This window comes from Sedimenticola hydrogenitrophicus (genome assembly GCF_025175675.1).
GTDB lineage: Bacteria > Pseudomonadota > Gammaproteobacteria > Chromatiales > Chromatiaceae > Sedimenticola > Sedimenticola hydrogenitrophicus.
This window is the reverse complement of record NZ_JANIOA010000004.1, coordinates 90,925-117,292: the sequence shown is the minus strand read 5'-3', so window position 1 is coordinate 117,292 and position 26,368 is coordinate 90,925. Positions and strand designations below refer to the sequence as shown.

Annotated in this window: 30 protein-coding genes and 1 tRNA gene; 15 read left to right on the top strand and 16 right to left on the bottom strand. The window is 58.2% G+C overall.

Features of this window, described 5'->3' with window-relative positions; genetic code table 11:
* Positions 1-139: 139 nt before the first annotated feature.
* Both NPX02_RS04055 and NPX02_RS04050 read left to right on the top strand, forming a co-directional pair.
* Positions 140-1,504 carry a DEAD/DEAH box helicase gene (locus NPX02_RS04055; RefSeq protein ID WP_260291987.1) on the top strand — a complete coding sequence of 455 codons (1,365 nt, stop codon included), beginning with the start codon at positions 140-142 and terminating at the stop codon, positions 1,502-1,504.
* 17 nt (positions 1,505-1,521) lie between these two features.
* Entirely contained in the window at positions 1,522-1,749 is a 228-nt protein-coding gene (locus NPX02_RS04050; protein ID WP_260291984.1) for a DUF3820 family protein, read from the top strand.
* 169 nt (positions 1,750-1,918) lie between these two features.
* Here NPX02_RS04050 and NPX02_RS04045 read toward each other — a convergent pair whose 3' ends face one another.
* Positions 1,919-2,485 (bottom strand): plasmid pRiA4b ORF-3 family protein, encoded by a 567-nt coding sequence (locus NPX02_RS04045; protein ID WP_260291982.1) that lies wholly within the window; start codon positions 2,483-2,485, stop codon positions 1,919-1,921.
* Positions 2,486-2,785: 300 nt separating this feature from the next.
* On the opposite strand from NPX02_RS04045, the gene NPX02_RS04040 reads away from it, so the two are divergent.
* Positions 2,786-3,520, top strand: coding sequence for an NYN domain-containing protein (locus NPX02_RS04040; RefSeq protein ID WP_260291981.1), 735 nt, complete (start codon positions 2,786-2,788; stop codon positions 3,518-3,520).
* A gap of 278 nt (positions 3,521-3,798) precedes the next feature.
* On the opposite strand, the gene NPX02_RS04035 is transcribed toward NPX02_RS04040, so the two are convergent.
* The 6 genes from NPX02_RS04035 to NPX02_RS04010 all read right to left on the bottom strand — a co-directional run bounded on the left by NPX02_RS04035 (position 3,799) and on the right by NPX02_RS04010 (position 9,299).
* Entirely contained in the window at positions 3,799-4,962 is a 1,164-nt protein-coding gene (locus tag NPX02_RS04035; RefSeq protein ID WP_260291980.1) for a hypothetical protein, read from the bottom strand.
* A 206-nt stretch (positions 4,963-5,168) separates the two neighbouring features.
* Entirely contained in the window at positions 5,169-5,858 is a 690-nt protein-coding gene (locus NPX02_RS04030) for a DUF2461 domain-containing protein (protein WP_260291979.1), read from the bottom strand.
* Between the two features lie 143 nt (positions 5,859-6,001).
* Positions 6,002-6,928 (bottom strand): AEC family transporter, encoded by a 927-nt coding sequence (locus NPX02_RS04025; protein ID WP_260291977.1) that lies wholly within the window; start codon positions 6,926-6,928, stop codon positions 6,002-6,004.
* 120 nt (positions 6,929-7,048) lie between these two features.
* A complete protein-coding gene (locus NPX02_RS04020; protein ID WP_260291975.1) occupies positions 7,049-7,300 on the bottom strand; it encodes a hypothetical protein in 252 nt (83 codons plus the stop codon).
* Positions 7,301-7,393: 93 nt separating this feature from the next.
* The gene (locus NPX02_RS04015; protein ID WP_260291974.1) at positions 7,394-8,104 is read right to left on the bottom strand and encodes a hypothetical protein; all 711 of its coding nucleotides are present in this window, start codon (positions 8,102-8,104) and stop codon (positions 7,394-7,396) included.
* On the bottom strand, positions 8,091-9,299 hold the full coding sequence (locus NPX02_RS04010) for a class I SAM-dependent methyltransferase (protein ID WP_260291972.1): 1,209 nt from the start codon (positions 9,297-9,299) through the stop codon (positions 8,091-8,093). The genes NPX02_RS04015 and NPX02_RS04010 overlap by 14 nt, the downstream gene beginning before the upstream one ends.
* 284 nt (positions 9,300-9,583) lie before the next feature.
* Between NPX02_RS04010 and NPX02_RS04005 the strand changes: the two genes are divergently transcribed.
* Complete coding sequence (locus NPX02_RS04005; protein ID WP_260291970.1) at positions 9,584-10,327, top strand: pteridine reductase; 744 nt, start codon at positions 9,584-9,586, stop codon at positions 10,325-10,327.
* Between the two features lie 6 nt (positions 10,328-10,333).
* Here the strand turns inward: NPX02_RS04005 and folK are convergent, their stop codons facing one another.
* On the bottom strand, positions 10,334-10,840 hold the full coding sequence (gene folK, locus NPX02_RS04000; protein ID WP_260291969.1) for a 2-amino-4-hydroxy-6-hydroxymethyldihydropteridine diphosphokinase: 507 nt from the start codon (positions 10,838-10,840) through the stop codon (positions 10,334-10,336).
* A gap of 1 nt (position 10,841) precedes the next feature.
* The gene (gene folB, locus NPX02_RS03995) at positions 10,842-11,198 is read right to left on the bottom strand and encodes a dihydroneopterin aldolase (RefSeq protein ID WP_260291968.1); all 357 of its coding nucleotides are present in this window, start codon (positions 11,196-11,198) and stop codon (positions 10,842-10,844) included.
* Positions 11,199-11,467: 269 nt separating this feature from the next.
* On the opposite strand from folB, the gene plsY reads away from it, so the two are divergent.
* On the top strand, positions 11,468-12,076 hold the full coding sequence (gene plsY, locus NPX02_RS03990; RefSeq protein WP_260291967.1) for a glycerol-3-phosphate 1-O-acyltransferase PlsY: 609 nt from the start codon (positions 11,468-11,470) through the stop codon (positions 12,074-12,076).
* 10 nt (positions 12,077-12,086) lie between these two features.
* On the opposite strand, the gene tsaD is transcribed toward plsY, so the two are convergent.
* Positions 12,087-13,127 (bottom strand): tRNA (adenosine(37)-N6)-threonylcarbamoyltransferase complex transferase subunit TsaD, encoded by a 1,041-nt coding sequence (gene tsaD, locus NPX02_RS03985; RefSeq protein WP_260291966.1) that lies wholly within the window; start codon positions 13,125-13,127, stop codon positions 12,087-12,089.
* A 279-nt stretch (positions 13,128-13,406) separates the two neighbouring features.
* Between tsaD and rpsU the strand changes: the two genes are divergently transcribed.
* The 10 genes from rpsU (at position 13,407) to NPX02_RS03935 (ending at position 21,909) form a co-directional block, all read left to right on the top strand.
* A complete protein-coding gene (rpsU, locus tag NPX02_RS03980) occupies positions 13,407-13,622 on the top strand; it encodes a 30S ribosomal protein S21 (RefSeq protein WP_260291965.1) in 216 nt (71 codons plus the stop codon).
* Positions 13,623-13,648: 26 nt separating this feature from the next.
* On the top strand, positions 13,649-14,092 hold the full coding sequence (locus tag NPX02_RS03975; RefSeq protein ID WP_260291962.1) for a GatB/YqeY domain-containing protein: 444 nt from the start codon (positions 13,649-13,651) through the stop codon (positions 14,090-14,092).
* A gap of 121 nt (positions 14,093-14,213) precedes the next feature.
* Positions 14,214-15,989 carry a DNA primase gene (gene dnaG, locus NPX02_RS03970; protein WP_260291961.1) on the top strand — a complete coding sequence of 592 codons (1,776 nt, stop codon included), beginning with the start codon at positions 14,214-14,216 and terminating at the stop codon, positions 15,987-15,989.
* A 135-nt stretch (positions 15,990-16,124) separates the two neighbouring features.
* Entirely contained in the window at positions 16,125-17,990 is a 1,866-nt protein-coding gene (gene rpoD / locus NPX02_RS03965; RefSeq protein ID WP_260291958.1) for an RNA polymerase sigma factor RpoD, read from the top strand.
* A gap of 14 nt (positions 17,991-18,004) precedes the next feature.
* Positions 18,005-18,081: transfer RNA gene (locus NPX02_RS03960), tRNA-Ile, on the top strand.
* Between the two features lie 276 nt (positions 18,082-18,357).
* Complete coding sequence (locus NPX02_RS03955; RefSeq protein ID WP_260291957.1) at positions 18,358-18,555, top strand: type II toxin-antitoxin system VapB family antitoxin; 198 nt, start codon at positions 18,358-18,360, stop codon at positions 18,553-18,555.
* Positions 18,552-18,920 (top strand): type II toxin-antitoxin system VapC family toxin, encoded by a 369-nt coding sequence (locus NPX02_RS03950; RefSeq protein WP_260291956.1) that lies wholly within the window; start codon positions 18,552-18,554, stop codon positions 18,918-18,920. Before NPX02_RS03955 ends, NPX02_RS03950 begins: the two co-directional genes overlap by 4 nt.
* A gap of 357 nt (positions 18,921-19,277) precedes the next feature.
* Positions 19,278-20,819 carry an IS21 family transposase gene (istA, locus tag NPX02_RS03945; RefSeq protein WP_260291955.1) on the top strand — a complete coding sequence of 514 codons (1,542 nt, stop codon included), beginning with the start codon at positions 19,278-19,280 and terminating at the stop codon, positions 20,817-20,819.
* Positions 20,820-20,837: 18 nt separating this feature from the next.
* Positions 20,838-21,593 carry an IS21-like element helper ATPase IstB gene (istB, locus tag NPX02_RS03940; RefSeq protein WP_260291954.1) on the top strand — a complete coding sequence of 252 codons (756 nt, stop codon included), beginning with the start codon at positions 20,838-20,840 and terminating at the stop codon, positions 21,591-21,593.
* Between the two features lie 22 nt (positions 21,594-21,615).
* Positions 21,616-21,909: a hypothetical protein gene (locus NPX02_RS03935; RefSeq protein ID WP_260291951.1), complete on the top strand. Its 294-nt coding sequence runs from the start codon at positions 21,616-21,618 to the stop codon at positions 21,907-21,909.
* A gap of 169 nt (positions 21,910-22,078) precedes the next feature.
* Here NPX02_RS03935 and NPX02_RS03930 read toward each other — a convergent pair whose 3' ends face one another.
* From NPX02_RS03930 to NPX02_RS03905, 6 genes are all read right to left on the bottom strand, one after another.
* Complete coding sequence (locus NPX02_RS03930; RefSeq protein ID WP_260291950.1) at positions 22,079-22,585, bottom strand: HEPN domain-containing protein; 507 nt, start codon at positions 22,583-22,585, stop codon at positions 22,079-22,081.
* Between the two features lie 4 nt (positions 22,586-22,589).
* On the bottom strand, positions 22,590-23,672 hold the full coding sequence (locus NPX02_RS03925; protein WP_260291949.1) for a DUF262 domain-containing protein: 1,083 nt from the start codon (positions 23,670-23,672) through the stop codon (positions 22,590-22,592).
* Positions 23,673-23,927: 255 nt separating this feature from the next.
* Complete coding sequence (locus NPX02_RS03920; protein WP_260291948.1) at positions 23,928-24,317, bottom strand: hypothetical protein; 390 nt, start codon at positions 24,315-24,317, stop codon at positions 23,928-23,930.
* Positions 24,318-24,441: 124 nt separating this feature from the next.
* Positions 24,442-24,933 carry a hypothetical protein gene (locus NPX02_RS03915; protein ID WP_260291947.1) on the bottom strand — a complete coding sequence of 164 codons (492 nt, stop codon included), beginning with the start codon at positions 24,931-24,933 and terminating at the stop codon, positions 24,442-24,444.
* The gene (locus NPX02_RS03910) at positions 24,923-25,246 is read right to left on the bottom strand and encodes a hypothetical protein (RefSeq protein ID WP_260291946.1); all 324 of its coding nucleotides are present in this window, start codon (positions 25,244-25,246) and stop codon (positions 24,923-24,925) included. The genes NPX02_RS03915 and NPX02_RS03910 overlap by 11 nt, the downstream gene beginning before the upstream one ends.
* A gap of 105 nt (positions 25,247-25,351) precedes the next feature.
* Positions 25,352-26,308 carry a hypothetical protein gene (locus NPX02_RS03905; protein WP_260291945.1) on the bottom strand — a complete coding sequence of 319 codons (957 nt, stop codon included), beginning with the start codon at positions 26,306-26,308 and terminating at the stop codon, positions 25,352-25,354.
* Between the last annotated feature and the right edge of the window lie 60 nt (positions 26,309-26,368).

Below are 26,368 nucleotides of genomic sequence, written 5' to 3'. Positions count from 1 at the left end.
GCTGTCGGTTACTACTCGATAGGCGCCCATTATCCCACAGAAAGGCCCGCCTCGGCGCGGATGGATTTATCCCAACACTCCGCCACAATGGATTACAATAGCCGGCAATTCCGTTTCCATTGCGCTCAAGGTGATTCCGTTGTTATCCAGCTTCCCGCTCCACCCCAGCCTGCTCCAGAAGCTAGACGCCCTGGGACTGATTGAGGCCACCCCCATCCAGCGGCAGGCAATTCCGCTGGTGCTGGAACGACGCGACCTGATCGCCAGCGCGGAGACCGGCAGCGGCAAGACCTTCGCCTTCCTGCTGCCGACCCTGGATCACCTGCTCAACAATTCGGCGCCCGAGAGCGGCACCCGGGTGCTGATTCTGGTGCCGACCCGGGAACTGGCCCACCAGATACTCAAGCAGGGCGAGAAGCTGATCGGCGGCACCCGCCTGCAGATCGGCCTGATCACCGGTGGTGAATCCTTCAAGTACCAGCGCGCCCTGTTCCGGAAAAATCCGGAGATCATCGTGGCCACGCCGGGCCGGCTGCTGGAACACCTGGAACAGGGGACACCCGACTTCAAAGAGCTGGAAGTGCTGATCCTGGACGAGGCCGACCGGATGCTGGACATGGGCTTCAGCGAGGATGTCCTGAAAATCACCGGGCAGTGCAGCAGTGCCCGCCAGACCCTGCTGTTCTCCGCCACCCTGAGCCACCGGGGACTGAAAGAGATGATCGACACGCTGCTGCGTGACCCGGCGGTTGTCACCCTCAGCACAGTGCGTGACCGCCACGGCAACATCACTCAGCAGATCATCCCGGCCGATGACAAGATCCATAAAAAAGCCCAGCTCACCTGGCTGCTGCAACATGAGGAGTACGACAAGGCCCTGGTGTTTACCAACACCAGGTTGCAGGCCGATGCCCTGGGTCCCGAGCTGCGTAAGCAGGGTCTGCGGGTCGGCGTGCTGCATGGCGACATGACCCAGGATGAACGTAACCAGGTCATGGTCTTTCTGCGTCAGGGCACCATCAAGATCCTGGTGGCCACCGATGTGGCCGCGCGCGGGCTGGATATCAAGGGTGTGGATCTGGTGATCAACTTCGACATGGCGCGCAGCGGCAAAGATTACGTGCACCGCATCGGCCGTACCGGACGCGCCGGCAAACAGGGTCTGGCCATCTCCCTGATCACCCATCAGGAGTGGAACCTGATGAGCGGCATCGAGCGTTATCTGAAACATGAATTCGAGCGCCGCACCATCAAGGAGATCGCGGGCAAATACCGCGGCCCCAGGAAGCTGAAAAGCTCCGGCAAGGCGGCCGGCGGCAAAACCAAAAAAGCGGCTGCCCAGGATGACAAGATCGAAACGAAAAAACCCAAGCAGCGGCTGCGCGATAGAAAAAATATCGGCAAGCGACGTAAGCCGAGCGATACTGCATCGACCAATGCTCCGCGCGAGGCGGGCCATAAACCGCTCACCCGAAAGAGCGAAAAACCGGCCACACCCGGCTAAGGGCTCGGTGACGCAACATGTTCGATAAGAAGGATCTGATCAGACTCGCCAAGATGGAGATGCCGTTCGGCAAGTACCAGGGGCGGGTGCTGATCGACCTGCCCGAGGACTACCTGATCTGGTTTTCCAATCAGGGTTTTCCGGAAGGCCGGCTGGGAGAGCTGATGGCACTGGCGCTGGAGATCAAGATCAACGGGCTGGAGGGCCTGATCGAGCCGCTGAAGCGGACGCCGACCCTCCACTGATGGCGGGTTAGGGCCCGCGCAAGAATAATTCCGTAGTACCGAGGGCGTTCCTGGGCCACGCTGGCAAGGCACGCTTTGCAGGCAATGGCCGCTCCCTTGCCAAAAAGCGTAACACCGCCAGCGGGGTCCAGGGGCGACCGAATACAGGAACTTATTCTTGCGCGAGCCCTTAGCCCAAGCGAAGGTGCTTGTCCCGCAACAGTTCGTTGGTCAGGTCGAGATCGAACAGCTCGGGGGAGAACCCACCGCCGATCCAGCGGGTCATGTAGTCGTGTTCGGGGTGCGAGGGGTCGGCAGTCGCTTCAAGAAACTCATCATAGCCGGGCGGCCCTCCTACATCCTCGGGTGGGCAGGCGCGCTCACCGTAGCAACAGATCGGCAGGGTTTGTGACAAATCGTAGGGCAGGATCTGCTCCAGCACCACCCGATGCTCCCAGGCATCGCCGAAGTCGTAGATGTAGAGCAGACCGTCCCCCGGTTTTTTCAGCAGCTGGCGCAAACGGATCTGCCGCTCATTACGGGTGTCATCCGGAAACTGGTCGTCGGGAATACCGTACTTTTCACCCTCACGGATAAACATGTGCATATGGATATCGGTCCAGCCCATGGCGATCTGCAGCGTATCGTGCAGATCCGCCAGGGTATCGCTGTCGGCCACCCGCAGCTGACGCCACACCTCCGGGATCACCCCCAGCAGGCTGATATTCAATTGGTAGACCTTGCGTAGATAATCCATTGTATCGCGCTACCCGTACGCCCCCGTAAGCTGACATAGTATCAATCCGCCGCGAGAGTAAAACCCTTACCCGTCGAAATCATGATCTCGCTCAATCACCCGTAACGCCGCCGACACCACTACACACTTGATTATAGGGCTGTTTTCGCCGGTAATTCGGCAATAACCCGGTGCCGGCCCGGGGCAAGGCGGCGCCATGGGAACGGTTCCGCTGCACGGTGGAGTCTGCTAGGCTGTGCCAGAGGCCGCCGTGCAACCCGGTAGCTTGACCCTAATAGACGGAAAAATAAGAACAGAACCATGGAAAATACCGACAAATTGGCGGTGCTTATCGACGCGGACAATGCGCAACCGAGTATTGTCGACGGCCTGCTGTCCGAGATCGCCAACTATGGCACAGCCAGCGTCAAGCGCATCTATGGCGACTGGACCTCACCCAGCCTGAAGGGATGGAAAGAGGTGCTGCTGGAGCACTCGATACAGCCGATGCAGCAATTTGCCTACACCAAGGGCAAAAACGCCACCGACAGCGCCATGATCATCGACGCCATGGACCTGCTCTACACCAACAACTTCAACGGCTTCTGCATCGTCTCCAGCGACAGCGATTTTACCAAGCTGGCCTCCAGGATCCGGGAGTCTGGCCTGCTGGTGTACGGCTTCGGCGAAAAAAAGACCCCCTCACCCTTTGTCTCGGCCTGTGACAAGTTCATCTACACCGAGGTGCTGCGGGCCAAGAGTGATGAAGGTGCCGCCATTGCCAAGAAGAGCAGCGGCGATCTGCGACGGGACGCCAAGCTGGTCAACCTGCTGCGCAATGCCGTCGACACCTCTTCCGATGACAGCGGCTGGGCCCAACTCGGGCCTGTCGGCAGTAATATCGCCAAGCAGTCGCCCGATTTCGATCCGCGCAATTACGGTTACGGCCGGCTGGGTGAACTGGTCACCGCCACCAAGCTGTTCGACACCGAGGAGCGGCAGGTGGGCGGAACCAATTCCAAGGTCCTCTACGTCCGGGACAAGCGGAATAAGTAGGGGTGTGCCTCCTGCGGCAGCGTAGTCTGGCTTAGTACGTAGCTGGATGAAGCCCACCCCACGAAAGCCCGACAGACACACAACCCCGGACGGGCGGAATCCGGGACTGCGCACGGCGCCTGCTCCACTCCCCGGATTGTGCCGCCCTGGGCACATGCGGGAATGCCTGTTTCGGTGGTGGCGGCTTCATCCAGGCTACGCCGCTGTTCGTGCCTCACCGGCATCCTACATTGACGACATCTTCGGGGCATTTTTGTTGGTCGATAAACCGACCCCTGCTACTCGGTCCCCCAATATCGTGTGCCGATAGGCTCACCCAGGTCCGCCTCCACCAGGCGCCGCCGCACCTCCAGCAGCCGCTCGATCAGCCGTGGCTCCTTCGCCTCATAGGCATCGGTATCGGGGGTCCGCTTCACCACCACCCCCAATAGTTCGGTAATGGCGTTGCCGATGGAGTTCTGGCTGATGGTGATAATCAGCCGTCCGCTGTCGTCGCGGTAGAGCAGCTGCTTGAAGGCCGGTTGCCAGCGGATGGCGTTGGCATACTTGGCATCGTGCACGCACTGGTCACGCACCTTCTTCGCGGTCTTGAGAAAGTCGTTGTTGTAGATCAGGGTGTTCTCGATCTGCTCGGGGAAATAGGCGTCCCGGGGGATCGGCGCATTACGGGTGGAGACCTGGGTGAAGAAGGTGCGATAGAAGTCGATGAAGCCCATCAGGATGGCGTCGTACTCACGCCAGAAGCGGATGTTCTTCAACACATCCACGCCGCCCTGCACCTCCCAGCTCGGCAGGCCCTGGGGATAACCGGTGAGTTCGAGGCGGCAGGTGCCGTCGGTGACCGGACGCAGGATCTGCAGATCCAGCTGGGAGAAGAATTGGTGATAGACATCGTGCATGTAGGCTTGAAACAGGCTGTGCTGGCCGCCATCGGTGAGGTTCGGATTATCCGCATCGGCCAACCGGGCTTCACGCAGCTGCTGCTTGTCGAAAACGATGAAATGGTTGTGCAGCATGCGGATGCTCGGCACGCCGGCGGAGGTGAGCGGCCAGGTGGCATCCAGGCTCGCCTCGCCCGCCAGGATCAGCGCCTCGTCCGGGTCGGGAAACTGCTCCAGCATGTACTCGATCAGCACCTGGTTCATGCGGTTCCAGACATGCTTCACCTGGTCCGGCACCTGGGTGCGGCGCACCGGCCGGCCCAGCGGGTCGAGGATGCAGTTGGAGGTGTTGTAGATGATCGAGGCGTCGAACTCGTTGCTGTGGCCCAGCGCCTTGCGATAGAGCAGCAGGTTCTCCGGATTCACCAGCAGGCCGTTGTTGTGCACCAGGTCATTGAGATTCTCGGTGCTGTTGAAAAACTCGTTCGGCATCATCCCCTCCGGCACCTCCAGGGGTATCGGACGGAACGGGGTTTCGATCTCGCGCGGACCTGACTGCATAACCTCTACCTCAGTTGCAATATTCTGTTTATATGGTTATAAGTTATTGAAATAAATAACTTTTCAACATATCACCAAGCATCATAGAGCAACCGGAAAGATAAGCAAGTCATGCTATGCGCAAACGGCTTTTTCCCACCGCGTACAAAAAGACGCAGGCAGGAACCTGCCGCCCGGAGCCGGGCGGTCGCCTGGGTGACGACGGATCAGTAGTTGACGTTGATCGCGGTGCAGAGATAGCGCATGAAGGCGTCGGTGCGGCGAAAATCCTTCAGCACCGACTGGGGGAACCGGGGCGAGTGGATCGCCGCCGGTTCGATCGGCTTGATGGCGATGAAGTCCTTCCTTTTCAGATCCTCTATCAGCGGGTGATCGACAGCGAAGCCGCGTGGCGGCCGCTTCAGGCTGTCGCCCTCCAGGTTGAACTCGCGGGCGAAGGCGGGGGCCTGCAGCGCCTTCCTCCAGGCTGCCGGGTTGTCGTCCATGAAGCCGCGGATCCGGCCCAGGGTCTTTGACTCCGGGTGCCAGATGCCGGCGCCGACAAAGCAGCCCTCCGGCTCGATGTGCAGATAGAAGCCGGGGGCGTGGATATCCTTGCCCAGCGCATGGCGGAACTGGATGCCGATGTTGGTCTTGTAGGGGGTTTTGTCGCTGGCGAAGCGGGTATCGCGGTAGACCCGCATCAGCGAACCGCCCACTTTTTTCGGTATGGCGCGGAAATGGGGCGAGATCTCCGCCAGTCCTCCGGCCATGGATTCGATGAGGGCCAGCGCCGGCTCCCGGACCAACGCCTCGTAACGGGGCTTGTTGTCGTTGAACCAGGTCTTGTTGTTGTTCGCCTTGAGTTCACCGAGAAACACCAGGGTGGCTTCGGGAAAACCGTTGAACCGGGCCATGATCGCCTCCTTGTACCGATATTTATGATTCATCCGGGGTCGGAGTCAGGCCATTCCACCACAAGGCAGCGCCCTACTGTCCCGAATGGCCTGACTCCGACCCCTGACTGGTTCCCAGGTAAAACCCAACTCTAGCGGCTGAATCAAAAGCCCGCCAGCCAGATCATCACCGGCAGGGTCAACGCCGCGGCCACCACCTGCACCGTGATCAGGTTGGCCATCAAGGGCGCATCACCGCCCATCTGCCGCGCCAGGATGTAGGAGGTGGAGGCGGTGGGCACGGCGGCGGCGATCACCGCCACGGTGCGCGGCACCCCCTCGATGCCGAACAGCCAGGCGCCGGTGAACATCAACAGCGGCATCCCCAACAGGCGGATGGCGGCGCCGAACGAGACCAGCAGCCGGTGATCCAGCACCAGGGAGAAGTGCAGCCCGGCACCCACCGTCAGCAGGCCCAGCCCCAGCGCCCCGCCGCCGAGGATATCGAACAGGGAGAAGATCTGCGACGGCAGCCCGAGGCCGCTGAGGTTGAGCGTGGCGCCGATCCCGCAGGCGATGATGAAGGGATTCTTCCGCAGCTTGCGCAATACATCCCCGAGACCGCTGTCGCCATCGGTAAAGCGCGCCAGTACCGAGACATTGATGACGTTCAGCGGCGGAATGATCACTGCCATGATGATCGCCATGTAGGCCACCCCTTCATCGCCGAAGAGCAGGCCGACAATGGAGAGGGCGATGAAACCGTGCCAGCGGGTCGCCCCCTGGAACAGGCTGGTGAACGAAGCACCGCCGATCCCCAGCCAGCGCCGCATCAGCGGCTGGAACAGCAGCAACAGCAGGCTCATGCCGAAGATGGCAAACAGCACCATGGCCGAGAACAGCAGCAGCTCGGTGGAGGCGATCTTGGCGGTGGCCAGGGTCTTGATCAGCAGCGCCGGGAAGAGCACGAAATAGCAGAGGTTTTCGAAGCCGAGCCAGCTCTCGTCGGTAAACAGCGGGGTCCGTCGGAGCAGCATCCCGAGCAGGATAATGGCAATGACCGGGATCAGTGCGTTGAAGACGGCGATCATGGGGCTGGCGGTTCCTGTGCAGCAAAAAACCCAGCCGGACTGGCTGGGAAAACCGGTATTTTAAGTTGTTCACACTGCGGCGTGCAAAGCGCTTTTTGCATCCGCTGTCAGGGCGAAGGGTTACAGGGGCGAACCCCGTCCCTTGCTCGGGCAGGTGCCGCCGGCACAGGGCGAGGGACCCGGCAGTTCGGCATGACCGATACGGCCATACTCCCCCGCCTCCTCCGCCCAGACCACGCGGTGGGCGGGGACTTCCTCCGAGGGAAAGGGGATCAGCTGGCCGGTGACGCCGTCATTCTCCAGCACCTGATAGGTTTCGCCAAACAGCTCGAGAATATCGCCGGGTTGAAAGTCGCTTTGGTAGACAGACATAACTTGACTCACAGATAGAAGTTTTCGAATATGCCACAATCTATCCACAAAATCGTATCGTTTGCAACCATTCGGCGGAAATCAGAAGTGCATTCAGATAGGCATGAAGACCGCCGAGGCGACCGACTGGATAATGGTCTTGATGCGCCGGTTGCCGCTCTGGGCGACGATCCGGGCCATCCCGTCCTGCAGCGCAATCAGCTTGCCCAACAGACGCTCATAGCTGAGATTGATCACCGGCCCCGCGGTCTCGTTACTGACCAGGAACAGCCGCCCCGCGCTGTCCCGGGTATGCCCCAGCTTCCAGGTGGCGATCTCGATATTGCGTGCGGCATTGTAGAGTTTCTGCGGATCCAGTTCATCGGTCAGATAAAAGGTCTGCTTGCCGTTGTGCGCCGCCAGGATCATTCCCCGCAGCCCCTCGATAAAGGCGAGCACGCGGTCGCCCCGGTACTGCTCATCGAAGGTCAGCATGATGGCATCGCTGCCATGTAGCTGCCGCAGCTCGGGAAACTGCCCGCTCCGGGTTGCACCGAACACCTTATCCACAGCCTGCTCCAGGGTGGCGGCACCGTCCTTGCGCCACTCCCGGGGATTGCGCCGATAGAGTTTCTCCATCAGCTCGCGCAGATGTTCCATGGAGAACCGGATCTGGATCTCCGCCACCATGTCCACATCGCTCTTGGCGATGTCATCCATGCGGAACTGGCGGGTCTTGATCGGCGAGTCTCGATCCGGCGTGCTGTTGCAGCCGACCAGCGCCAGCAGCACCGCCACCAGCAGCAGTCGGCTAGAGCCGGTCACGCAGATCCCTCATGGCGAAACCGCTCAGCGGCGACTCCCAGCCCTTGGTCAGCCCCAGCACCTTGAAGCGCTCGCCCATTTCGGTCGGCAGGGTCAGGCGCCGCACCCCTTGTACCAGCGCCAGATGGGCCGCCGCCTCGTCCGGATCGGATTCCGCCACCAACCGGTCCAGTCCGCTAGCCATCAGGAAGAACGCCTGGGTGGTGTACCCCGCCACCCGGAACCCCGCCGCCAGCGCCGCCTCGGCAATGGCGGTGAAATCCACGTGGGCGGTGATATCCTGCAGCCCCGGGTAGACCAGCGGATCGGGGTGGGCACGGTGCCGGTAGTGGCACATCAGGGTGCCGCGGCTGCGGGCCGGGTGGTAGTACTCGGCGCGGCTGTGGCCGTAATCGATCAGCAGCACCGCCCCACGCTCCAGGCAGTGCGCCAGGGAAGCGAGCCAGGGTCCGGCCCGCTGGTTGACCTCCGACGCATAATCATCGGTTGCCCCCAACCGGCTCAACGCGGCGGCCAGGTGTCGGGCAAAAGCGGGCGATTCCGGCGCCGCCCAGATCAGTTCGAAGCGCTCCCCGGTACAGCCGACAAACTGCTCCAACAGGGTACCGGCGGAGAGCCGGAAGCGGTGCACCGGCATGGCGTCCAACAGCTCATTGGCGATCACCAGGCCGCAAAAGGCGCTCTCGGGAAACGCCGTCAGCCATTCGACCCGGTCGAGCAGATGGGGGGCGCGCCGGCTCAGGGTCTGGCGTTGACGCTGCTGCAGCTCCGGACTCAGGTCGAGGATCAGGTAACGCGCCGGCAGGCAGTCGAACCGCTCCAGCTCCAGCAGCAGATCGGCGGCGAGGATGCCGGAACCGGCCCCCACCTCCAGGATCGTGCCGCCGGGGAGCCCGTCGAGCACCTCCCGGCACTGACGTGCCAGGCAGCGGGCGAACAGCGGCGAGAGCTCCGGGGCGGTGACGAAATCCCCCGCCGCGCCGAACTTGCGCGCCCCGGCCGCGTAGTAGCCGAGCCCCGGGGCATAGAGGGCCAGCTCCATATAGCGATCAAAGGGTATGCGCCCCCCGGCGGCGGCGATCTCGTCACGGATCAGCGACACCAGTTGCAGGCTGTGCAGCCGGGCGTCCGCATCCGGTTCCGGCAGTTGCGCCACGACGGCCTCGGCCGCCCGGGGGTTGGTGCGCTCAATCATGAATTTCGCAAACTCGTCTGTTCGGTATAAAGTGGTGGGTATTGAACCGTTATCACGGCCAGTGTCGCACTACTGGTGCTACTTCAATTTGATAAAGTACTTTATGTAGGGTGGATAAGCCGGCAGGCACATCCACCATTGCCCCGGTGGATGCGCTGTCGCTTAGGCCATCCTCAGGTCCGTAAACGGTACATCCTTGTACCACTCCTCACCCTACGAAACTTGACCGACCGGCCTAGTCTAGCAGGACAGAGGGTAGAGCAGAAATCGAGGGAGAACCAGCCGTGGCCGCAGCAAACCCACCCGTCGCCCTGATCACCGGCGCCGCCCACCGCATCGGTGCCGCGATCACCCGTCGCCTGCATCGGGAGGGGCTGGATATCGCCCTGCACTACCACCGTTCGCAAGCCGCCGCCGAGGCGCTGCGAGACGAACTTGAGCGCCGGCGGGCCGGTTCGGTGCGGCTGATCCAGGCCGATCTCAACGCCTTGGAACAGCTCACGGAGATGATTCAGCAGATCCGCCAGTGGCGCGGCCGGCTCGATCTGCTGGTCAACAACGCCTCCAGCTTCTACCCGACACCGCTGGAGCAGCTGACCGTTGAGCAATGGGACGACCTGATGGGCACCAATCTCAAGGCGCCGTTTTTTCTCGCCACCGCCGCCGCCCCCCTGCTCCGGGCAACCCGGGGGGCGATCATCAACCTGGTGGATATCCATGCCGAACGGCCATTGAAGCATCACCCCGTCTACAGCATGGCCAAGGCGGGCAACGCCATGATGGTGAAATCACTGGCACGGGAGCTGGGGCCGGAGATCCGGGTCAACGGCGTGGCTCCGGGGGCCATTCTCTGGCCGGAACAGGAGCCGAGCGAGCAGGTGAAAAACGAGATCCTCTCGCGCACTTCGCTGGGACGCTCCGGTACCCCGGAGGAGATTGCCGGCACCGTGCGCTTCCTGGCGCTGGACGCCCCCTACATCACCGGCCAGATCATCGCCGTGGACGGCGGCCGTAGCGTACAGCAGTGACCGGCTTCAGGCCGCCGGCGGCAGGCCGGTCTCGAACGGCACCGGCCAGAGCCGCTGGGATGCCTGGTCAAAGCGCCTCCAGAGCTCATTGTAGGTGCGGCCCAGTTCCGGATGGCGGTGGTCGCCGGCCAGCTCGGTCAGCGGCAACAGGACAAAGGCATAGCGGGTGATCTCATCCCGCGGCAAGTGTAGCCCGTTCAGATCCACAACCCGGTCCCCATAGGTCAGCAGATCGATATCCAGGGTGCGCGCGGCGAAACCGCCCCCCTCCCGGGTGCGACCGTGGGCCGACTCGATGGCGCGAAACCGGCCGATCAGCTCCGTCACCGGCCGCTCGGTATCGATCCCCACCACCAGGTTGTAGAAGGCATCGCCGGAAAAACCGACCGCCTCGCTCTCGTAGACCCGGGAGACCAGCAAACTGCCGAATTCGGCCTGCAGGTCATGCAGCGCCGCGCGGATGTTGTTTTCGCGGTCGATATTGCTGCCGAGGCTGAGCCAGATCCTGGGCATCTCAGAAACGCTCGCCGCGTTCGATGATCACCCCCACATCGGTGGCGGCGCTCACGGCGCCGATCTTGTTCACGGTAAGGCGCACCCAGCGCACCGCGAACTCCTCGCGGATGATCTCTGCGCAACGCTCCGCCAGGGTCTCCACCAGCTGGAACTGGCTCTGCTCGACAAAGCCGATCAGCCGTTTCGAGACCGCCTTGTAATCCACCGCGTCGGCGATATCCTCGCTGGCGGCGGCACGCTGCACATCGGTGCTCATATCGATATCCAGCACCACGGTCTGCTTGATCTCCCGCTCCCAGTCGTAGATGCCGATCACCGTTTCGATCCGGAGATCACGTAAAAAAACTATATCCATGAGTATCCCGTCCGCCTGCATTTGAATCGGCTCATGGTAAAACAGCCGGCGCGGATAACAAATACCCCGACGTAACCTTGACCGTAACTCCTCACCCGGTCTGTAAGTGATTGACCTGCCTTGTTGGCCGATCTTGATCCAGCCATCGCGTGAGGACGGCAAGACAGGACAATCACCCCGCGAGTAGTTGCCCTTGACCTTGGCACCCCGTAGCCGGGAGAATCCCGCACAGCCCAAGGGGGACCGGCCCCGTCGAGGACACCATAATCATGCTGAACGCTTCACTGATCATCGCCGCCTATCTGCTGGGATCGCTCTCCAGCGCCATCATCGTATGCCGCCTGATGGGGCTGCCCGATCCGCGCACCCAGGGTTCGAACAATCCCGGCGCCACCAACGTGCTGCGCCTGGGCGGCAAGAAGGCGGCGGCCATCACCCTGCTCGGCGACACCCTGAAGGGCTTTATTCCGGTCCTGGCCGCCAAGCTGATCGGCGTCTCGCCGCTGGTGCTGGCTCTGGTCGCCCTGGCGGCCTTCCTGGGACACCTCTATCCGCTGTTCTTCCGCTTCCAGGGCGGCAAGGGGGTGGCCACCGCCCTCGGCACCCAGTTCGGCATCCACTGGCAGATCGGCGGGCTGGTGGCGCTGATCTGGCTGCTGATGGCGAAGGGACTCAACATCTCCTCGCTGGCCGCGCTGGTGTCGATGGCACTGGCGCCACTGGTGGTCTGGTACATCTGGCTGGCCCCGGAGCTGATCCTGATGCAGGTGGTGATGAGCCTGATCCTGTTCTGGCGCCACCGCAGCAACATCCGCAACCTGCTGAGCGGTGCGGAGGGAAAGATCAGCGACGAACAAGGACCCGACGCCGGGCCCTAAGCGAGGCCGGTCAGCCAGCGAGGGGGGGCAGAGAGTCCATCGGCCAGCGGGCGCAGGCACCGAAGCCCAACGGCTCGCTGGCTCCGGCGCGCAGGCGCTGCCAGCCGGCATAGGCGATCATCGCCCCATTGTCGGTACAGAATTCGGTGCGCGGATAGAACACCCGCGCCCCCTCCTTGTGCATCGACGCCTGCATCTTCTCGCGCAGGTGCCGGTTGGCGCTCACGCCGCCGGCCAGCACCAGGGTGCCGGCACCGCACTCGCGTACCGCCCGGCGGCACTTGATCACCAGGGTGTCCACCACCGCCTCCTCGAAGGCGCGGGCGATATCCGCCTTGGTGCGCCAGACAGCCTCTTCACTCTCCTGGGTGCCGATCTCCCGCTGCAGGGTGTTGAGGGCGAAGGTCTTGAGACCGCTGAAACTGAAATCGAGCCCGGGCCGGTCGGTCATGGGACGGGGAAAGTGGAAACGCCGGGGATCCCCCTTGAGAGCCAAGGCCGCCAGCTCCGGCCCGCCCGGGTAGGGCAGTCCCATCATCTTGGCGGTCTTGTCGAACGCCTCGCCCGCGGCATCATCCAGCGACTCGCCCAGCAGCCGGTAGCGGCCGATCGCCTTCACCTCCACCAGTTGGGTATGCCCGCCGGAGACCAGCAGGGCGACGAACGGAAATACCGGGCGCTCCGCCTCCAGCATCGGAGCCAGCAGATGCCCCTCCATATGATGCACACCCACCGCCGGCACCTGCCAGGCCCAGGCCAGGGTGCGGCCGATCGCGGCCCCCACCAGCAGCGCCCCGACCAGGCCGGGACCGGCGGTATAGGCCACGCCGTCGATATCCGTCTTGGCCAGGCCGGTCTCCGCCAGCAGACTGGCAAGCAGCGGCAGGGTCTTGCGCACATGGTCCCGCGAGGCCAGCTCCGGCACCACGCCGCCATAGACCGCGTGCAGATCGACCTGGCTGTGCAGCTTATGCCCCAGCAGGCCCGCGCCGCTGTCGTAAATAGCCAACCCCGTCTCGTCACAGGAGGTTTCTATACCCAGTACCCGCATATCTCTCTCGGAATGTTGCTGATTCGGGGACGGCCATCCGCCTCCGAAAGAATTGAAATGTCACGCCTGGCGCGGACTCTATAATAGTGTAAGGCGGAGCCGGGTGGATCAGCGACAGCGCACTTACCCCGCTTGCCCCGTCCCCTTCCGGGAACCGGTTGTAATTCCACCACATCCCGGAATGAAACCATAATTATTTTTGCAAAACGCTACGACAGTGCGTAGAATTCGCGCTCTTAAGTTTCCAGCATCCCGTTGGTACGATTTTTGAGGTGGGAAATGCCCAACGTACGAGTCAAAGAAAACGAGCCGTTTGAAGTCGCAATGCGCCGCTTCAAGCGCGGTTGCGAGAAAGCCGGCGTCCTGGCCGAGGTGCGTCGCCGCGAGCATTACGAGAAGCCGACGACCGAGCGCAAGCGTAAAGCGGCCGCCGCGGTAAAGCGTCACCTGAAGAAGGTCTCGCGCGAAAACCGCAAGTGGGACCGTCAGTTCTGATCTGACCCTGCCCCGGCTCTATTCCCATGATAAAACAGCGCATCCAGGATGACATGAAGTCCGCCATGAAGGGGGGTGACAAACCCCGTCTCGGCGTGATTCGCCTGTTGATGGCCGCTATCAAACAGCGGGAAGTGGACGAGCGGATCGAACTGGACGACACCCAGATACTGGCCGTGCTGGACAAAATGGTGAAGCAGCGACGCGACTCCATCACCCAGTATGAACAGGCCGGACGGCGGGAACTGGCGGAACAGGAGGCGTTCGAGATCACCATCCTCCAGGAGTATCTGCCGGAAGCCCTGAGCGAGGCGGAAATTACCGCCATGATCCGCGAAGCGATCCAGTCCACCGGTGCCGAATCGGTACGCGATATGGGCAAGGTGATGGGGCAACTCAAGCCGAAGATGCAGGGCCGCGCCGACATGGGCGCCGTCAGCGCCCTGATCAAGCAGCTACTCGGCAGCTGACCCGACCGCTGATCCAATCCTGACGGCACCCGCACAAGGCTCTGGCGCACGGCTCTGGCATATTGCATGACCGGAGCTTTTTTGTATCCGCGCGGCAGACTGGATCGGGTACTATTGCAGCATGGCCGGAAAGATCCCCGCACACTTCATCGACGAACTGCTGAACCGGGTCGACATTGTCGACCTGATCAACAGCCGTGTGCCGCTGAAGAAGACGGGCAAGGATTACCAGGCCTGCTGCCCCTTCCACAACGAAAAGACCCCCTCTTTCACCGTCAGCCGGGAAAAACAGTTCTACCACTGCTTCGGCTGCGGCGCCCACGGCACCGCCATCGGCTTTCTCATGGAGTACGACAACCTGGGATTTGTCGACTCGATAGAGGAGCTGGCCGGCAAGGCCGGACTCGAGGTCCCGCGCGAGGGGCGCGACGAAACCGGACCCGACTACCGGCCGTTCTATGACACCCTGGATCAGGCCGCCCGCTTCTACCAGTGGCAGTTGCGCAAACACCCGGACGCCGGCAAGGCGGTCGACTACCTCAAGCAGCGGGGCCTGACCGGCCAGATCAGTGCGGATTTCGCCATCGGCTACGCACCCCCGGGCTGGGACAACCTGATCCGGCAGATGGGCCAGAGCGACAAGGAGTTGGAACTGCTGCGCAGCACCGGCATGATCTCCGAACCGGAGGTGGACAAGTGCTACGACCGCTTCCGCGACCGCATCATGTTCCCTATCCGCAACCACCGCGGCCAGACCATCGCCTTTGGCGGGCGGATTCTCGGCGACGGCAAGCCCAAATACCTCAACTCGCCCGAGACCCCGGTCTTCCACAAGGGCCGGGAGCTGTACGGCCTCTACGAGGTGCGCAAGGCGTTGCGCAAGATCGAGCGTCTGCTGGTGGTCGAGGGTTACATGGACGTGGTGGCCCTGGCCCAGTTCGGTATCCGCTATGCCGTGGCGACCCTGGGCACCGCCACCACGGCGGAACACCTGGAGCGGCTGTTCCGCACCTGCTCCGAGATCGTGTTCTGTTTCGATGGCGACCGGGCCGGGCGCGACGCCGGCTGGAAGGCGCTGGAGACCAGCCTGCCGCAGATGCGTGACGGTCGCGAGGCGCGCTTCCTGTTCCTGCCCGACGGGGAGGACCCCGACACCCTGATCCGCAAGGAGGGGCGGGAGCGCTTCGAGCAGCGCATCATTGACTCCACGCCGCTCTCCAGCTTTCTGTTCGACAAGCTGGAATCCGAGGTCGATATGGCCTCTCTCGGCGGGCGGGCACGCCTGGCGGAGCAGGCAAAACCGCTGCTCGGCAAACTGCCGTCCGGCCTGTTCCGGGAGATGATGCACCAGCGGCTGGCGCAGCGGGTGGGCCTGGAACCGGGGCAGCTGGGCAGCAGCCCGGCGGCGGAATCGCCCAGATCCCGCCCGCCCGTGCGAAAAAAGACGGGCGCACGGCAGATCCTGTCGCCGGCACGTCGCGCCATTACCCTACTGCTGTTGCGGCCGGAACTGGCGCGGATTACGGATTTGCCCTACGAATGGCGGGCATTTCGCGCACCAGGCATCAGTTTATTAAGCCAACTCCTTGAAATCGCGCAGAATCAACCTAACCTTAGGACAGCACAGATCATTGAACGCTGGCGCGACAAGCCGGAGTACCCACACCTGGAGAAGATCTGGAGCACAGCGACCGAGCTGCCCACCCCCGAAGACGGCATGGAAATGGAGTTCCGTGGAGCCCTGCAACGGCTCGTGGAACATCAGCACGAGCAGGAAACCACTCAACTGCTGGAGAGAGTCAGCACGGGAGATGCTTCCGAACAGGAGAAGCAGCGCCTGGGCCAGCTACTTTCTGAAAAACAGAAAATTGCTGACTTGCATAGACGTTCGGATTGAGGTGACCGGCAGGAGATGCGCCGCGGCACTTTGAGACGGGACATATTTATCGTGCGCGTGTAGAAAATTCGCGAAATAAAGGCTATACTTCGCCGCTTGACATTCGCGCACGCCCCTTAGAATTTAAGGCAGGAAATGGATAAGGTACAGCAGCAATCCCAGCTCAAGCAACTGATCGCGAAAGGTAAAGAACAAGGCTTTTTGACCTACGCCGAAGTAAACGACCACCTACCCGACGGCATTGTAGAACCCGAGCAGATTGAAGACATCATCCGCATGATCAATGACATGGGTATCCAGGTGCATGAGAGTGCCCCTGATGCCGATGACCAGGTGATGAGCGACTCCGCGGTCTCCACCGATGACGACGCGGCGGAAGAGGCGGCGGCTGCCCTGGCCAGTGTCGACAGCGATTTTGGCCGCACCACGGATCCGGTGCGCATGTACATGCGTGAAATGGGCACGGTGGAACTGCTCACCCGCGAGGGCGAGCTGAAGATCGCCAAGCGTATCGAAGAGGGACAAAACCAGGTCCTCACCGCGCTCTCCACCTACCCGGACACCATCAACACCATTCTTGATCTGCTGGCCAAGGTCGACGCGGAAGAGATCCGCCTGACCGATGTCATTGTCGGCTTTGCCCAACCGGAAGAGGAAGCGGAGGCGATCGTTGCGCCCGTCCCTGCCCCGAAAAGCAGCGACGCGAGCACCGCAGGCAAAGACGTTGATGATGAAGACGAGGACGAAGAGGCCGATGACGCGGAGGAGGAAGATCCCAATCGCGGTCCCGATCCCGAAGAGGCCGCGCGCAAAAGCGAAGAACTGAAACAGGCCTGCAAGTCCCAGACGGCACTCCTGGAGAAGCACGGCCGCGAACACAAGAAGACCATCGCCGCCAGCGAAGAGCTGACCGCCGCCTTCATGGAGTTCCGCTACAGCCCCAAGGTGTTCAACACCCTGGTGGAGAAACTGCGCGAGGCCATCGCCTTCGTACGCAGTCAGGAGCGCGCCATCATGGACCTGTGCGTCAACACGGCGCACATGCCGCGCAAGGAGTTCATCACCTCCTTCCCGGACAACGAGACCGATCTCGCCTGGATCGACCGCCAGATCGAGAAAGGCGCGGACTACGCCGGCGCACTGGCGACGACCAGGGATGACGTGCTGCGCGCCCAGAAAAAGCTGCTGGAACTGGAGCAGCGCTGCAAACTGACCATCGCCGAGATCAAGGAGATCAACCGGCAGATGTCCATCGGCGAGGCCAAGGCGCGCCGGGCGAAGAAAGAGATGGTGGAGGCCAACCTGCGACTGGTGATCTCCATTGCCAAGAAATACACCAACCGCGGCCTGCAGTTCCTGGACCTGATCCAGGAGGGCAACATCGGCCTGATGAAGGCGGTGGACAAGTTCGAATACCGGCGTGGCTACAAGTTCTCCACCTACGCCACCTGGTGGATCAGGCAGGCCATCACCCGCTCGATCGCCGACCAGGCGCGCACCATCCGTATCCCGGTGCACATGATCGAGACCATCAACAAGCTCAACCGCATCTCGCGCCAGATGGTGCAGGAGATGGGCCGCGAGGCGACCCCGGAAGAGCTGGCCGAGCGCATGGACATGCCCGAGGACAAGGTGCGCAAGGTGCTGAAGATTGCCAAGGAGCCGATCTCCATGGAGACCCCGATTGGTGACGACGAGGATTCCCACCTGGGTGACTTCATCGAGGACTCCGGCGTCATCTCGCCGATCGACTCCGCCACCGGCGAAGGGCTGCGCGAAGCGACCCAGAACATGCTCTGCGGCCTCACCTCGCGCGAGGCCAAGGTGCTGCGCATGCGCTTCGGCATCGACATGAACACCGACCACACCCTGGAAGAGGTGGGCAAGCAGTTCGACGTCACCCGCGAGCGTATTCGCCAGATCGAGGCCAAGGCGCTGCGCAAACTGCGCCACCCCTCGCGCTCCGAGAACCTGCGCAGCTTCCTCGACGGCGACCTGTAACACAACGAGTCAAAGGGCCTATAGCTCAGTTGGTTAGAGCAGTGGACTCATAATCCATTGGTCCCAGGTTCGAGTCCTGGTGGGCCCACCAACTTTAACAGTTAAAACAAGCGGTTACGCTAATAACGTAGCCGCTTTTTTTATGCCCGTTCAATATTTTTCGAATTTGTTCAAAACCACACTCACCGAACCGGGGCTACGGCCTGAGCGACTCGCTGCCGGATATAGCGTTCCGTGGTGCTTCGCTGGTCGTGGGCGCGCAGCTTATACGCGGCCTCGAAGCCCAGCTCGCAGACAAGCTAAGGCACGACAGTGGACATCATTTGATGTACTATAAAGTGCATCACTAACCTTTTTGAGGTGTGCCATGCGTACAACATTAAACATAGACGACCAGTTGCTGGCAGAGGCCCAGCGCATCTGTGGAGTGACCGAAAAAGCGGCGCTGGTCCGCGAGGGGCTGCGCGCACTGATTGAGCGCGAGAGTGCTCGCCGGCTGGCGCGGCTGGGTGGCAGTGAGCCGCAACTGGAGCCCACCCCCCGCCGACATTCGGATAGCCAATGATTCTGGTCGATACCTCAGTTTGGGTCGATCACCTTCGGTCCGGGGACGACGGACTGGCAACCCTGCTCAATAGTAGCCAGGTGTTGATGCATCCCTTCGTCCTGGGTGAGTTGGCCTGCGGCAATCTGCGCCAACGGGCAGAGGTGTTGTCGTTACTAAAGAACCTGCCTCAGGCCACTATGGCTCGAGAGGAGGAAGTGCTGTTTTATATCGAGCGGCACGAATTGATGGGTCGTGGAATTGGCTATGTGGATGCCCACCTGATGGCAGCAGTGGCCTTGGATGGCGGAGCGCGTCTGTGGACCCGAGACAAGCGCTTGCATATGTTGGCCGATAAGCAGGGAATGGCGTATACGTCTGCTTGAACCCGTTTAATGAAAACAGGGAGCGTGGATGACGGCACTGAACGAGGAACAACAAGTCGAACTTGCCACTGATTGATCAGACTCCAGCTCTGACCGTTTCTTGATCAGGTTTCACATCCACTCATCGTGAATCTACTGCATATTCCGGCCCAACCTGAACACCGATTCCGGTTCAACGTGAACACCTGTTCTGGTCGAACGTGAACACCCATTCCGGCGCAAGCTGAACACTTTTTCGATTTTTCCGGAATCGGTGTTCACGATCCCGGAATCACCGTTCACGTTCGACCAGAAACCTTCCCAACGCATTGTTTTTCAATCTTTTTGGTACCCTCTCTCGCTTTTTGGGGAGAGGCCATGCCTGCGAAGAGGACTGCAATGCGAAAAATCCGAGATATTCTGCGCTTACGGCGGTCGGCCGGGTTGTCGATCCGTGCTATCAATGCCAGCACCAAGGTCAGTGTCGGCGCCATCCAAAAGCTGCTGGCCCAAGCCAAGGCGCTGGAGCTTGACTGGCCGTTGCCGGCTGAGCTCGACGACAGCCAGCTGGCCCGGCTGTTCTATCCCGAGGCCGACACCCGCGTCTCCTCCCGCTACCAGGTTCCCGACTGGGCGAGCGTCCACCAGGAGCTCAAGCGCAAGGGGATGACCAAGCAGTTGCTGTGGGAGGAGTACACCCGCCAGTACCCCAACCGCTGCTACAGTTACTCCCAGTTCTGCGACCGCTACAATCACTGGCGGGGGCTGCAGAAGCGCTCCATGCGCCAGAGCCACCGGGCCGGCGAGAAGTGCTTCGTCGACTACTGCGGCCAGACGGTGCCCATCATCTGCGCTGACACCGGCGAGTTCCGCCCGGCCCAGGTCTTCGTCGCGGTGCTCGGCGCCTCCAACTACACCTATGCCGAGGCGACCTGGAGCCAGGCGCTGCCCGACTGGCTGGGCAGCCATGTGCGGACATTCGAATACTTTGGCGGCACCCCCGCCATGGTGGTCCCGGATAACCTCAAAAGTGGCGTCAGCCGCGCCTGTCGCTATGATCCGGACCTCAACCCCAGCTATCAACAGCTGGCTGCACACTATCAGCTGGCCGTGGTGCCAGCACGGCCCTACAAACCCAAAGACAAGGCCAAGGCCGAGGTGGGAGTGCAGATCGTCGAGCGCTGGATCCTGGCCCGCCTGCGCCATCACAGCTTCTTCTCCCTGGCGGAACTGAATCAGTGCATCCGCACCCTGCTGGATGAGCTCAACCTCAAGCCCTTCAAACAGCTGCCCGGTAACCGCCGCGAGGCCTTCGCGCAACTCGACCAGCCGGCACTGCGCCCCTTGCCCTGCCACCCCTACCACTACGTGGCCATCAAGCCGGTCAAGGTCAACATCGACTACCACGTCCAGTACGAGCAGCACCACTACTCGGTGCCCCACCAGTACGTCGGCGAGACCCTGGAGCTGCACGCCAGCGATACCCTCATCCGCCTCTACTTCCGCGGCCAACAGGTCGCCGCTCATCCCCGCAAGTACCGCCCCGGCACTACCACCGAGGCGACCCACATGCCCCAGCGCCACCGCAAACACCAGCAATGGACACCGGGGCGGCTGAAGAACTGGGCCCAGGATATCGGCCCAGAGGTACTGCGCTGGGTCGATGCCCAGCTCCAGTCCCGGGACCATCCCGAACAGGCCTACCGGGTCTGTCTCGGTCTGCTCAGTCTCAGCCGTGACTATCCCACCCAGCGGCTCGACGCCGCCTGCCGCATCGCCAACCACGCGGGGCTGGTGCGCCTCAAGCAGGTCCAGTCGATCCTCCGGAGCAACCGCGACCGCCTGCCCGAACAGCTCAGCCTGATGGCCGAGCTTCCCCAGGACCACGAGAACTTCCGTGGCCCGAAGAACTTCCACTGACCCGAAGGAGACCACACCATGAGCACACAAACCCTGACGCGGCTGCGTCAACTCAAACTCTCCGGCATGGCCGCCGCCCTGCAGACCCAGCTCGAACAGGTCGGCACCTATGAGCAACTGCCCTTTGTCGAACGCCTTGCGCTGCTGCTCGATCAGGAGTGGCTGAGCCGTGATCAGCGCCGCCACGAACGGCTCATCCGCCAGGCCCGCTTCAAGCTTGGTGCTAGGGTGCAGGAGATCGACTACCAGCATCCACGCAACATCAGCCCGGCGCAGATCGCCCGGCTCGCCCAGGGCGAATGGATCCTGCGCGCCCAGAACCTGCTGATCACCGGCCCCTGCGGCAGTGGCAAGACCTACCTCGCCTGTGCCCTGGGACACAACGCCTGCCTGCAGAGCTACAGCGTGCGTTATTACCGTCTCTCACGGCTGTTCCTGGAGCTTACCCAGGCCAAGGCCGACGGCAGCTACCATAAGCAGCTTCAGCAGTTGGCCAAGATCCAGTTACTGATTATCGATGACTGGGGACTGGAGCCGCTGACACCGGCCAACCGTAATGACCTGATGGAGATTATGGATGACCGCCACGGCCACACCGCCACCCTCATGATCAGTCAGCTGCCCACCGACCAGTGGTACGCCAGTATCGGCGACAGCACGCTCGCCGACGCCATCCTCGACCGGCTGATGCATAACGCCCACAGGCTCCAGCTCAAGGGTGAGTCGATGCGCAAGATCCTCGGTCAGTTGACTGAAGATGAACACCTGGGGTAATAATCCTTCCGCGTGATGCGTTGTGAAATCAGGTGTTCACGTTCGTCCGGAATCGCTGTTCAACTTCGCCGGAATACGCATAGTGAGGATAAGGAAAAAAATCGAGTACTATATTGCATTGGAAGTGGAAGGGATACGACTTAATTTTAGAAGAGGAAAAGAAGAAGGAAATTATGTGATAGCAATGAATGCAATTTTCACTGAAAACTATCCTAAAACAAGAGGGAAGCTTGAGCTATCAGAAACTAGTGTAGATTTGTCTATTTTCAAAGATATATATTCGGAAGATGAAGGTAGTGCTGGTGCAGCAATGTAACATTAACAAGGTCCTTCACAAGGATCTGAACTCCGATGCCTGCCTGGGACTGATGGAGTCAGCGGCCGAATACTATCCTGAGGCATGATAATTACGGGGCGAAGAAGCTCACGGCGTCATACGCCCCGTTGACCGGAGGCGGCTAATGGGTGACCCTTTGATTACGCATTTATCTGATCATGCATTTTGCTAGACAGTGAATTACTTCTTTCCCGTCTTCATATGCTTGTACAGCCTCTTCATATGTGGCAGTAGTGTTTATTCTTCCTTCATGAGCAAAATCATTCCTCCATGTAATAAGGTTGCCATATGAGCTTTTTATGTCACGATGATTTGCTTGAAAATAGGTTTTTGCACATTTTTCAATATTTTTCTGAAACCGGGTTTTGTACTTTGCGCCGAATCTCGGTATATATTCATCTTTAATAATGCGGAGCTTTATTTTTCCGCTAATTCTATCGAAGTAGGACTCCGTAAAATTACCAAGAACTTTATGTTTTTTATTAGCAAAGTCTATAAAAATATCTTTAACAGCCATTTCATAAACAGTTACGGCAACAACTGAAACAAAGCCAACATATTTCGCTTTTAACAGCGGATCAGCAATTGCTGGTACTATCGTATTAAGATGATTTACCACATCATCAGCATGCTTGAAGTGATCAATATAAGCCACAAGCTCATCCTAAAAGATATTCTTTTACTTTATTTATACGATCAATAACTGTCTTGGTGTCTGTTGTGTTTATTCTGGTGTATTCATCAAAGTCATCATCATTCAGCAATTTTTTGTAGTTGTTCTTTAAATCTTCGAAGTCGACTTTATTATGCTGTTCAATTAATACGCACATTACTGAGTCGAGCGCGGATACATTTAGAGGTCCTCTAAGGTGAAATGGCTTGGGTCCTAAATGTTTAACCACAAGCTCTGTTACTTTACTGAATACCTCAATAAATTTTTTGGCTTTTTGTGTTGTGCCAGAATCATGCTTTTTCATAGCAACATTTAAAAACTCTTTCATTGGTTTTTCGTATTCATCATATTCGCCAACAAGCGCAAACACCCTCAGAAGAAGCTCAACATCTTTTTGGTGTTTATCTAAATATGTCTTGCCTAGAACTTTTCTCCAATTAGTGTCTTTATTGGCTTTTTTCAGATGATTGTTAAAACCACCTCGAAACACACAGTTTCTGATTTCTTGTGGCTTTAGTGGAGTACCACCCGTGTTGAGGCGCTCAAAAATATGATATGCGCTTGTGCTTTCGCCCGCTGGATTCAACTGACGAATATTTACGGCCCTCAATACTGCTTGCTTTAATTTGCGTTGAACTCCTTCATCGAGATCTTCGAATTTCTGATTGTAATACGGGCTTTTTTCGGGCAAGCCAGTTAAGCGAAAAACTTGTCTTTTTCCTTGAGTACTTTCTTTGCCAAAATAGCCTTCCATGAAAAATACAACACTTAATATCCTTTGCTGCCCGTCAATAACTAAATTTTTATTATCCTCATCTATATAGAAAAATACTGGAGGTACCGGAAGGCCACATATAAATGAATCAATCAGCAGAGATGATTGACGCATAGTCCAAACAAATTCACGTTGATAATCGGGAATCAAAATATCCCCGTCTTTCCACATTTGTGAAATCCCAGAAAGAGTGAAATCAGAAGGATAGCTTGCAATATCATAATTTATTGCAACACTCTCATCTTCTTGCTCATCCTCTATGGTTAATTCTTCATCTGAAAATTGGTCAGCCATTCTGGCTCTCCTAAGTGTTGATATATTCTTTAGTGCGTATAACGCTTCACATCACCAGCAAAATAAAGCTACACAGCTTTATTTTTCCTGGGAGATCGGGGTCGGAGTAATAACTCCACCGAACTTCCTGCGCACCCGTACTCCAACTCGAGTTGTTACTCTGGCCCTGATTTCCATGGCAAGTTAATGTGTGCAATATCGGGGTAGGTTCCCGACGCGGTACCACGTCAACTTGACCGGCCGTGTTAGCGCCGTCTAATCATCGTAATGATATTCAAGCCCTTCCAGCATACTATTTCTAGATAATGTGACATCGAATCGCTTAAAGAGGCCAATAAATTGGCTGAGATCCATATCAATTCTTACTCTGCGAACCTCAATGGGACCGGCACTTCCCTCAATCATTGTTTTTATATTCTCGAAATTACCAGACGTTGCTATCAGAAATTCGACAAATACCGGATCTTCATGAACTCCGTGATTTTCACCAGCGAACATTTTTACGCCCAATAAGAATTCGCCATCATTAATGTGACCATTTTCTTTAAGCCAAGTAGAAGGCCCTTTTTGATCTGCACTGTCAGCGGCAGATGAGCCTTTCCAATCGTTATACTGTACTGAGGCTTTAAATATTTCAGTTGTCATGTTTTCTCTCCATGTTTTTTTTGCACTAACGCCTGCCTTCACGCGAAGTGGCGCGCTAGCGCCGCCGTCGCGTGGAAGACTTCGTTATGCCATGCTGTTTGGCGGATCAATAGATGTTATGTGATTATTCAGCTGCTTTTGCATTTTCGCTAGCTCCCCTAAAGATTGCACCAATAAGCGCATGGCCTGTGGCATAGATAGAGTAACCAAACAAAAACAGGCAAACTACCAACATAGAATAAATGTCGACCTCTCCAAAATAATTGAAATATACTGTTCCTCCTATTATTTGCTGGATATAAACGCCCTTCAATATGGAAGCCGATGTTGTTAGTGCTAGACCATATGTTATTGCCGCAAATGCGGAGTCGGCAAACTTTCCAAAAGACTTATATATTAACCCTTCGTAACTATTAGTGTTATTTCTAACTGACAAATAGTGGATAGAAAACGAGATGGAAACAGACAGCCAAATAACTTTGGATAAATATGCCCATGTGAGACATGACTTAATAGCAAGCCTAACCGCATCTTGATTCAATAAATACACAACAGAAAGTCCGACTAAGAAAACCAACACAGCGAAAAGCTTCCAGTCGATATCTTTAATAGACATCTGCGGTGGTCCTGTTGAATTGTTCTACTTTTGCTTTATCTTCATCATCTGCGTTTTTTCCAAGAAGCGCACCAATAATGCCACCAATAATTACACCGGGAATGCCCCCAAGAACACCAACAACACCACCCAACGCCATTGCGGGAGCTGCGTTCTCAGATGCTTCCGCAGAAATATCATTTATATCATATACGTGGTTTCCGATATTAACTTTACGAGACCCAAATATCTGAACGAGCTCTTGGCGAGAGCTTGCGGATTGCTTTAGATGTATCTTGGTGCCATCTGATTTATCTAATACATATAGACGCATTATTGTTCTCTATGCTCCGATAACGCCTGTATTCAGGGGTGGTCTGCCGCGTAGCAGAGGGACGTCCCAGCACGCAAAGCATGCGGCTGGAATGTCTTGTTAGCCCTAATCATTTTTCATTGCTGTGTGATAGTGATAGCTACACAGACCATTCAAATCCTGTTCATCCGGTGACAAGCTATCGCCACACATTACGCAAGTTTCATAGGTCCTAGTTGCACCACATTTCAGGCACTGATCTTCAAAAAGAATATAAGTATCTTCGCCACACTCTGGGCATTCAGTAGTCGCGGGTTCACCACCTTGTGTTGCTGCTAGATAGTTGTCTGCGCCGAAGTGCTCTGAAACCACTTCCGCAATGACACCTTCGAACAGAAAGTACTCGCCACAAGATGAGCAATGGAATTCAAGAGACTGTGGTGTATTGCTTGAATCCGTTGGCTTTACCAACTGACCATGGCAATTGGGGCATCGGATATTTTCTGAGATTGCCGCGAGTGTCTCAGACTTCCATTGGACATTATTGATCTCAGCTCGGCATTCCTGAAGTTCCTTCTCGTACACCTCAGATACGTCTAGTAGCACTGACCATGCTTCCTCGCCAAGGAGTTCGACAGGCTGGTAGTTCAAATATTCAGATACAAAATCACGAATAATAAGAAAGCTATCGGATAGAAGTTCTTTTACCCTAACTTCGGGTTCTGAAGTGCAATAGTGCTCGATGTCATTTCGAATGTTGACAATCTTCTTAAATTTTTTCCAGTCGACAACCACGTCGAGAGAATCAAAACGCTCTTGTATTTGAAAGACATCAACTGTCTTTTTCCCTTGGCCGACAATTCCTACAGATCCATCACTATTCGATGCCGGTAGCATTCGCTGTTTGACTAGAACCTCATTTGATCCTGCTGGTGACAGCTGTCTAAGCTTTTCCTTGAAAAGCAAAAGTAGGCCCGCGGCGATGTTTCGAGTGGCAGACAGTACTCGACGCTCATCAGTGGACTGAAAATCCTCCACACCGATTTGAATCGATTGAACTGCGTTGTTTAAAAGACTATCCATAATCGACTTTGAGGGGCTAACACCTCACATCACCAGCGGCAAAAAGCAAAGCGAAACGGC

Excerpts from the sequence above, each read along its gene's own strand:
- NPX02_RS04020 (WP_260291975.1), bottom strand. The coding sequence starts at position 7,300 with ATGTCTGTCTACCAAAGCGACTTTCAACCCGGCGATATTCTCGAGCTG.
- NPX02_RS03910 (WP_260291946.1), bottom strand. The coding sequence starts at position 25,246 with ATGCGTCTATATGTATTAGATAAATCAGATGGCACCAAGATACATCTA.
- dnaG (WP_260291961.1), top strand. The coding sequence starts at position 14,214 with ATGGCCGGAAAGATCCCCGCACACTTCATCGACGAACTGCTGAACCGG.
- NPX02_RS03920 (WP_260291948.1), bottom strand. The coding sequence starts at position 24,317 with ATGACAACTGAAATATTTAAAGCCTCAGTACAGTATAACGATTGGAAA.
- rpoD (WP_260291958.1), top strand. The coding sequence starts at position 16,125 with ATGGATAAGGTACAGCAGCAATCCCAGCTCAAGCAACTGATCGCGAAA.
- NPX02_RS04045 (WP_260291982.1), bottom strand. The coding sequence starts at position 2,485 with ATGGATTATCTACGCAAGGTCTACCAATTGAATATCAGCCTGCTGGGG.
- NPX02_RS03975 (WP_260291962.1), top strand. The coding sequence starts at position 13,649 with ATGATAAAACAGCGCATCCAGGATGACATGAAGTCCGCCATGAAGGGG.
- NPX02_RS04025 (WP_260291977.1), bottom strand. The coding sequence starts at position 6,928 with ATGATCGCCGTCTTCAACGCACTGATCCCGGTCATTGCCATTATCCTG.
- istA (WP_260291955.1), top strand. The coding sequence starts at position 19,278 with ATGCCTGCGAAGAGGACTGCAATGCGAAAAATCCGAGATATTCTGCGC.
- NPX02_RS03955 (WP_260291957.1), top strand. The coding sequence starts at position 18,358 with ATGCGTACAACATTAAACATAGACGACCAGTTGCTGGCAGAGGCCCAG.
- NPX02_RS03915 (WP_260291947.1), bottom strand. The coding sequence starts at position 24,933 with ATGTCTATTAAAGATATCGACTGGAAGCTTTTCGCTGTGTTGGTTTTC.
- NPX02_RS04040 (WP_260291981.1), top strand. The coding sequence starts at position 2,786 with ATGGAAAATACCGACAAATTGGCGGTGCTTATCGACGCGGACAATGCG.
- NPX02_RS03925 (WP_260291949.1), bottom strand. The coding sequence starts at position 23,672 with ATGGCTGACCAATTTTCAGATGAAGAATTAACCATAGAGGATGAGCAA.
- NPX02_RS04050 (WP_260291984.1), top strand. The coding sequence starts at position 1,522 with ATGTTCGATAAGAAGGATCTGATCAGACTCGCCAAGATGGAGATGCCG.
- NPX02_RS03950 (WP_260291956.1), top strand. The coding sequence starts at position 18,552 with ATGATTCTGGTCGATACCTCAGTTTGGGTCGATCACCTTCGGTCCGGG.
- folB (WP_260291968.1), bottom strand. The coding sequence starts at position 11,198 with ATGGATATAGTTTTTTTACGTGATCTCCGGATCGAAACGGTGATCGGC.
- NPX02_RS03905 (WP_260291945.1), bottom strand. The coding sequence starts at position 26,308 with ATGGATAGTCTTTTAAACAACGCAGTTCAATCGATTCAAATCGGTGTG.
- NPX02_RS04035 (WP_260291980.1), bottom strand. The coding sequence starts at position 4,962 with ATGCAGTCAGGTCCGCGCGAGATCGAAACCCCGTTCCGTCCGATACCC.
- tsaD (WP_260291966.1), bottom strand. The coding sequence starts at position 13,127 with ATGCGGGTACTGGGTATAGAAACCTCCTGTGACGAGACGGGGTTGGCT.
- NPX02_RS04010 (WP_260291972.1), bottom strand. The coding sequence starts at position 9,299 with ATGATTGAGCGCACCAACCCCCGGGCGGCCGAGGCCGTCGTGGCGCAA.
- istB (WP_260291954.1), top strand. The coding sequence starts at position 20,838 with ATGAGCACACAAACCCTGACGCGGCTGCGTCAACTCAAACTCTCCGGC.
- rpsU (WP_260291965.1), top strand. The coding sequence starts at position 13,407 with ATGCCCAACGTACGAGTCAAAGAAAACGAGCCGTTTGAAGTCGCAATG.
- folK (WP_260291969.1), bottom strand. The coding sequence starts at position 10,840 with ATGCCCAGGATCTGGCTCAGCCTCGGCAGCAATATCGACCGCGAAAAC.
- NPX02_RS04030 (WP_260291979.1), bottom strand. The coding sequence starts at position 5,858 with ATGGCCCGGTTCAACGGTTTTCCCGAAGCCACCCTGGTGTTTCTCGGT.
- plsY (WP_260291967.1), top strand. The coding sequence starts at position 11,468 with ATGCTGAACGCTTCACTGATCATCGCCGCCTATCTGCTGGGATCGCTC.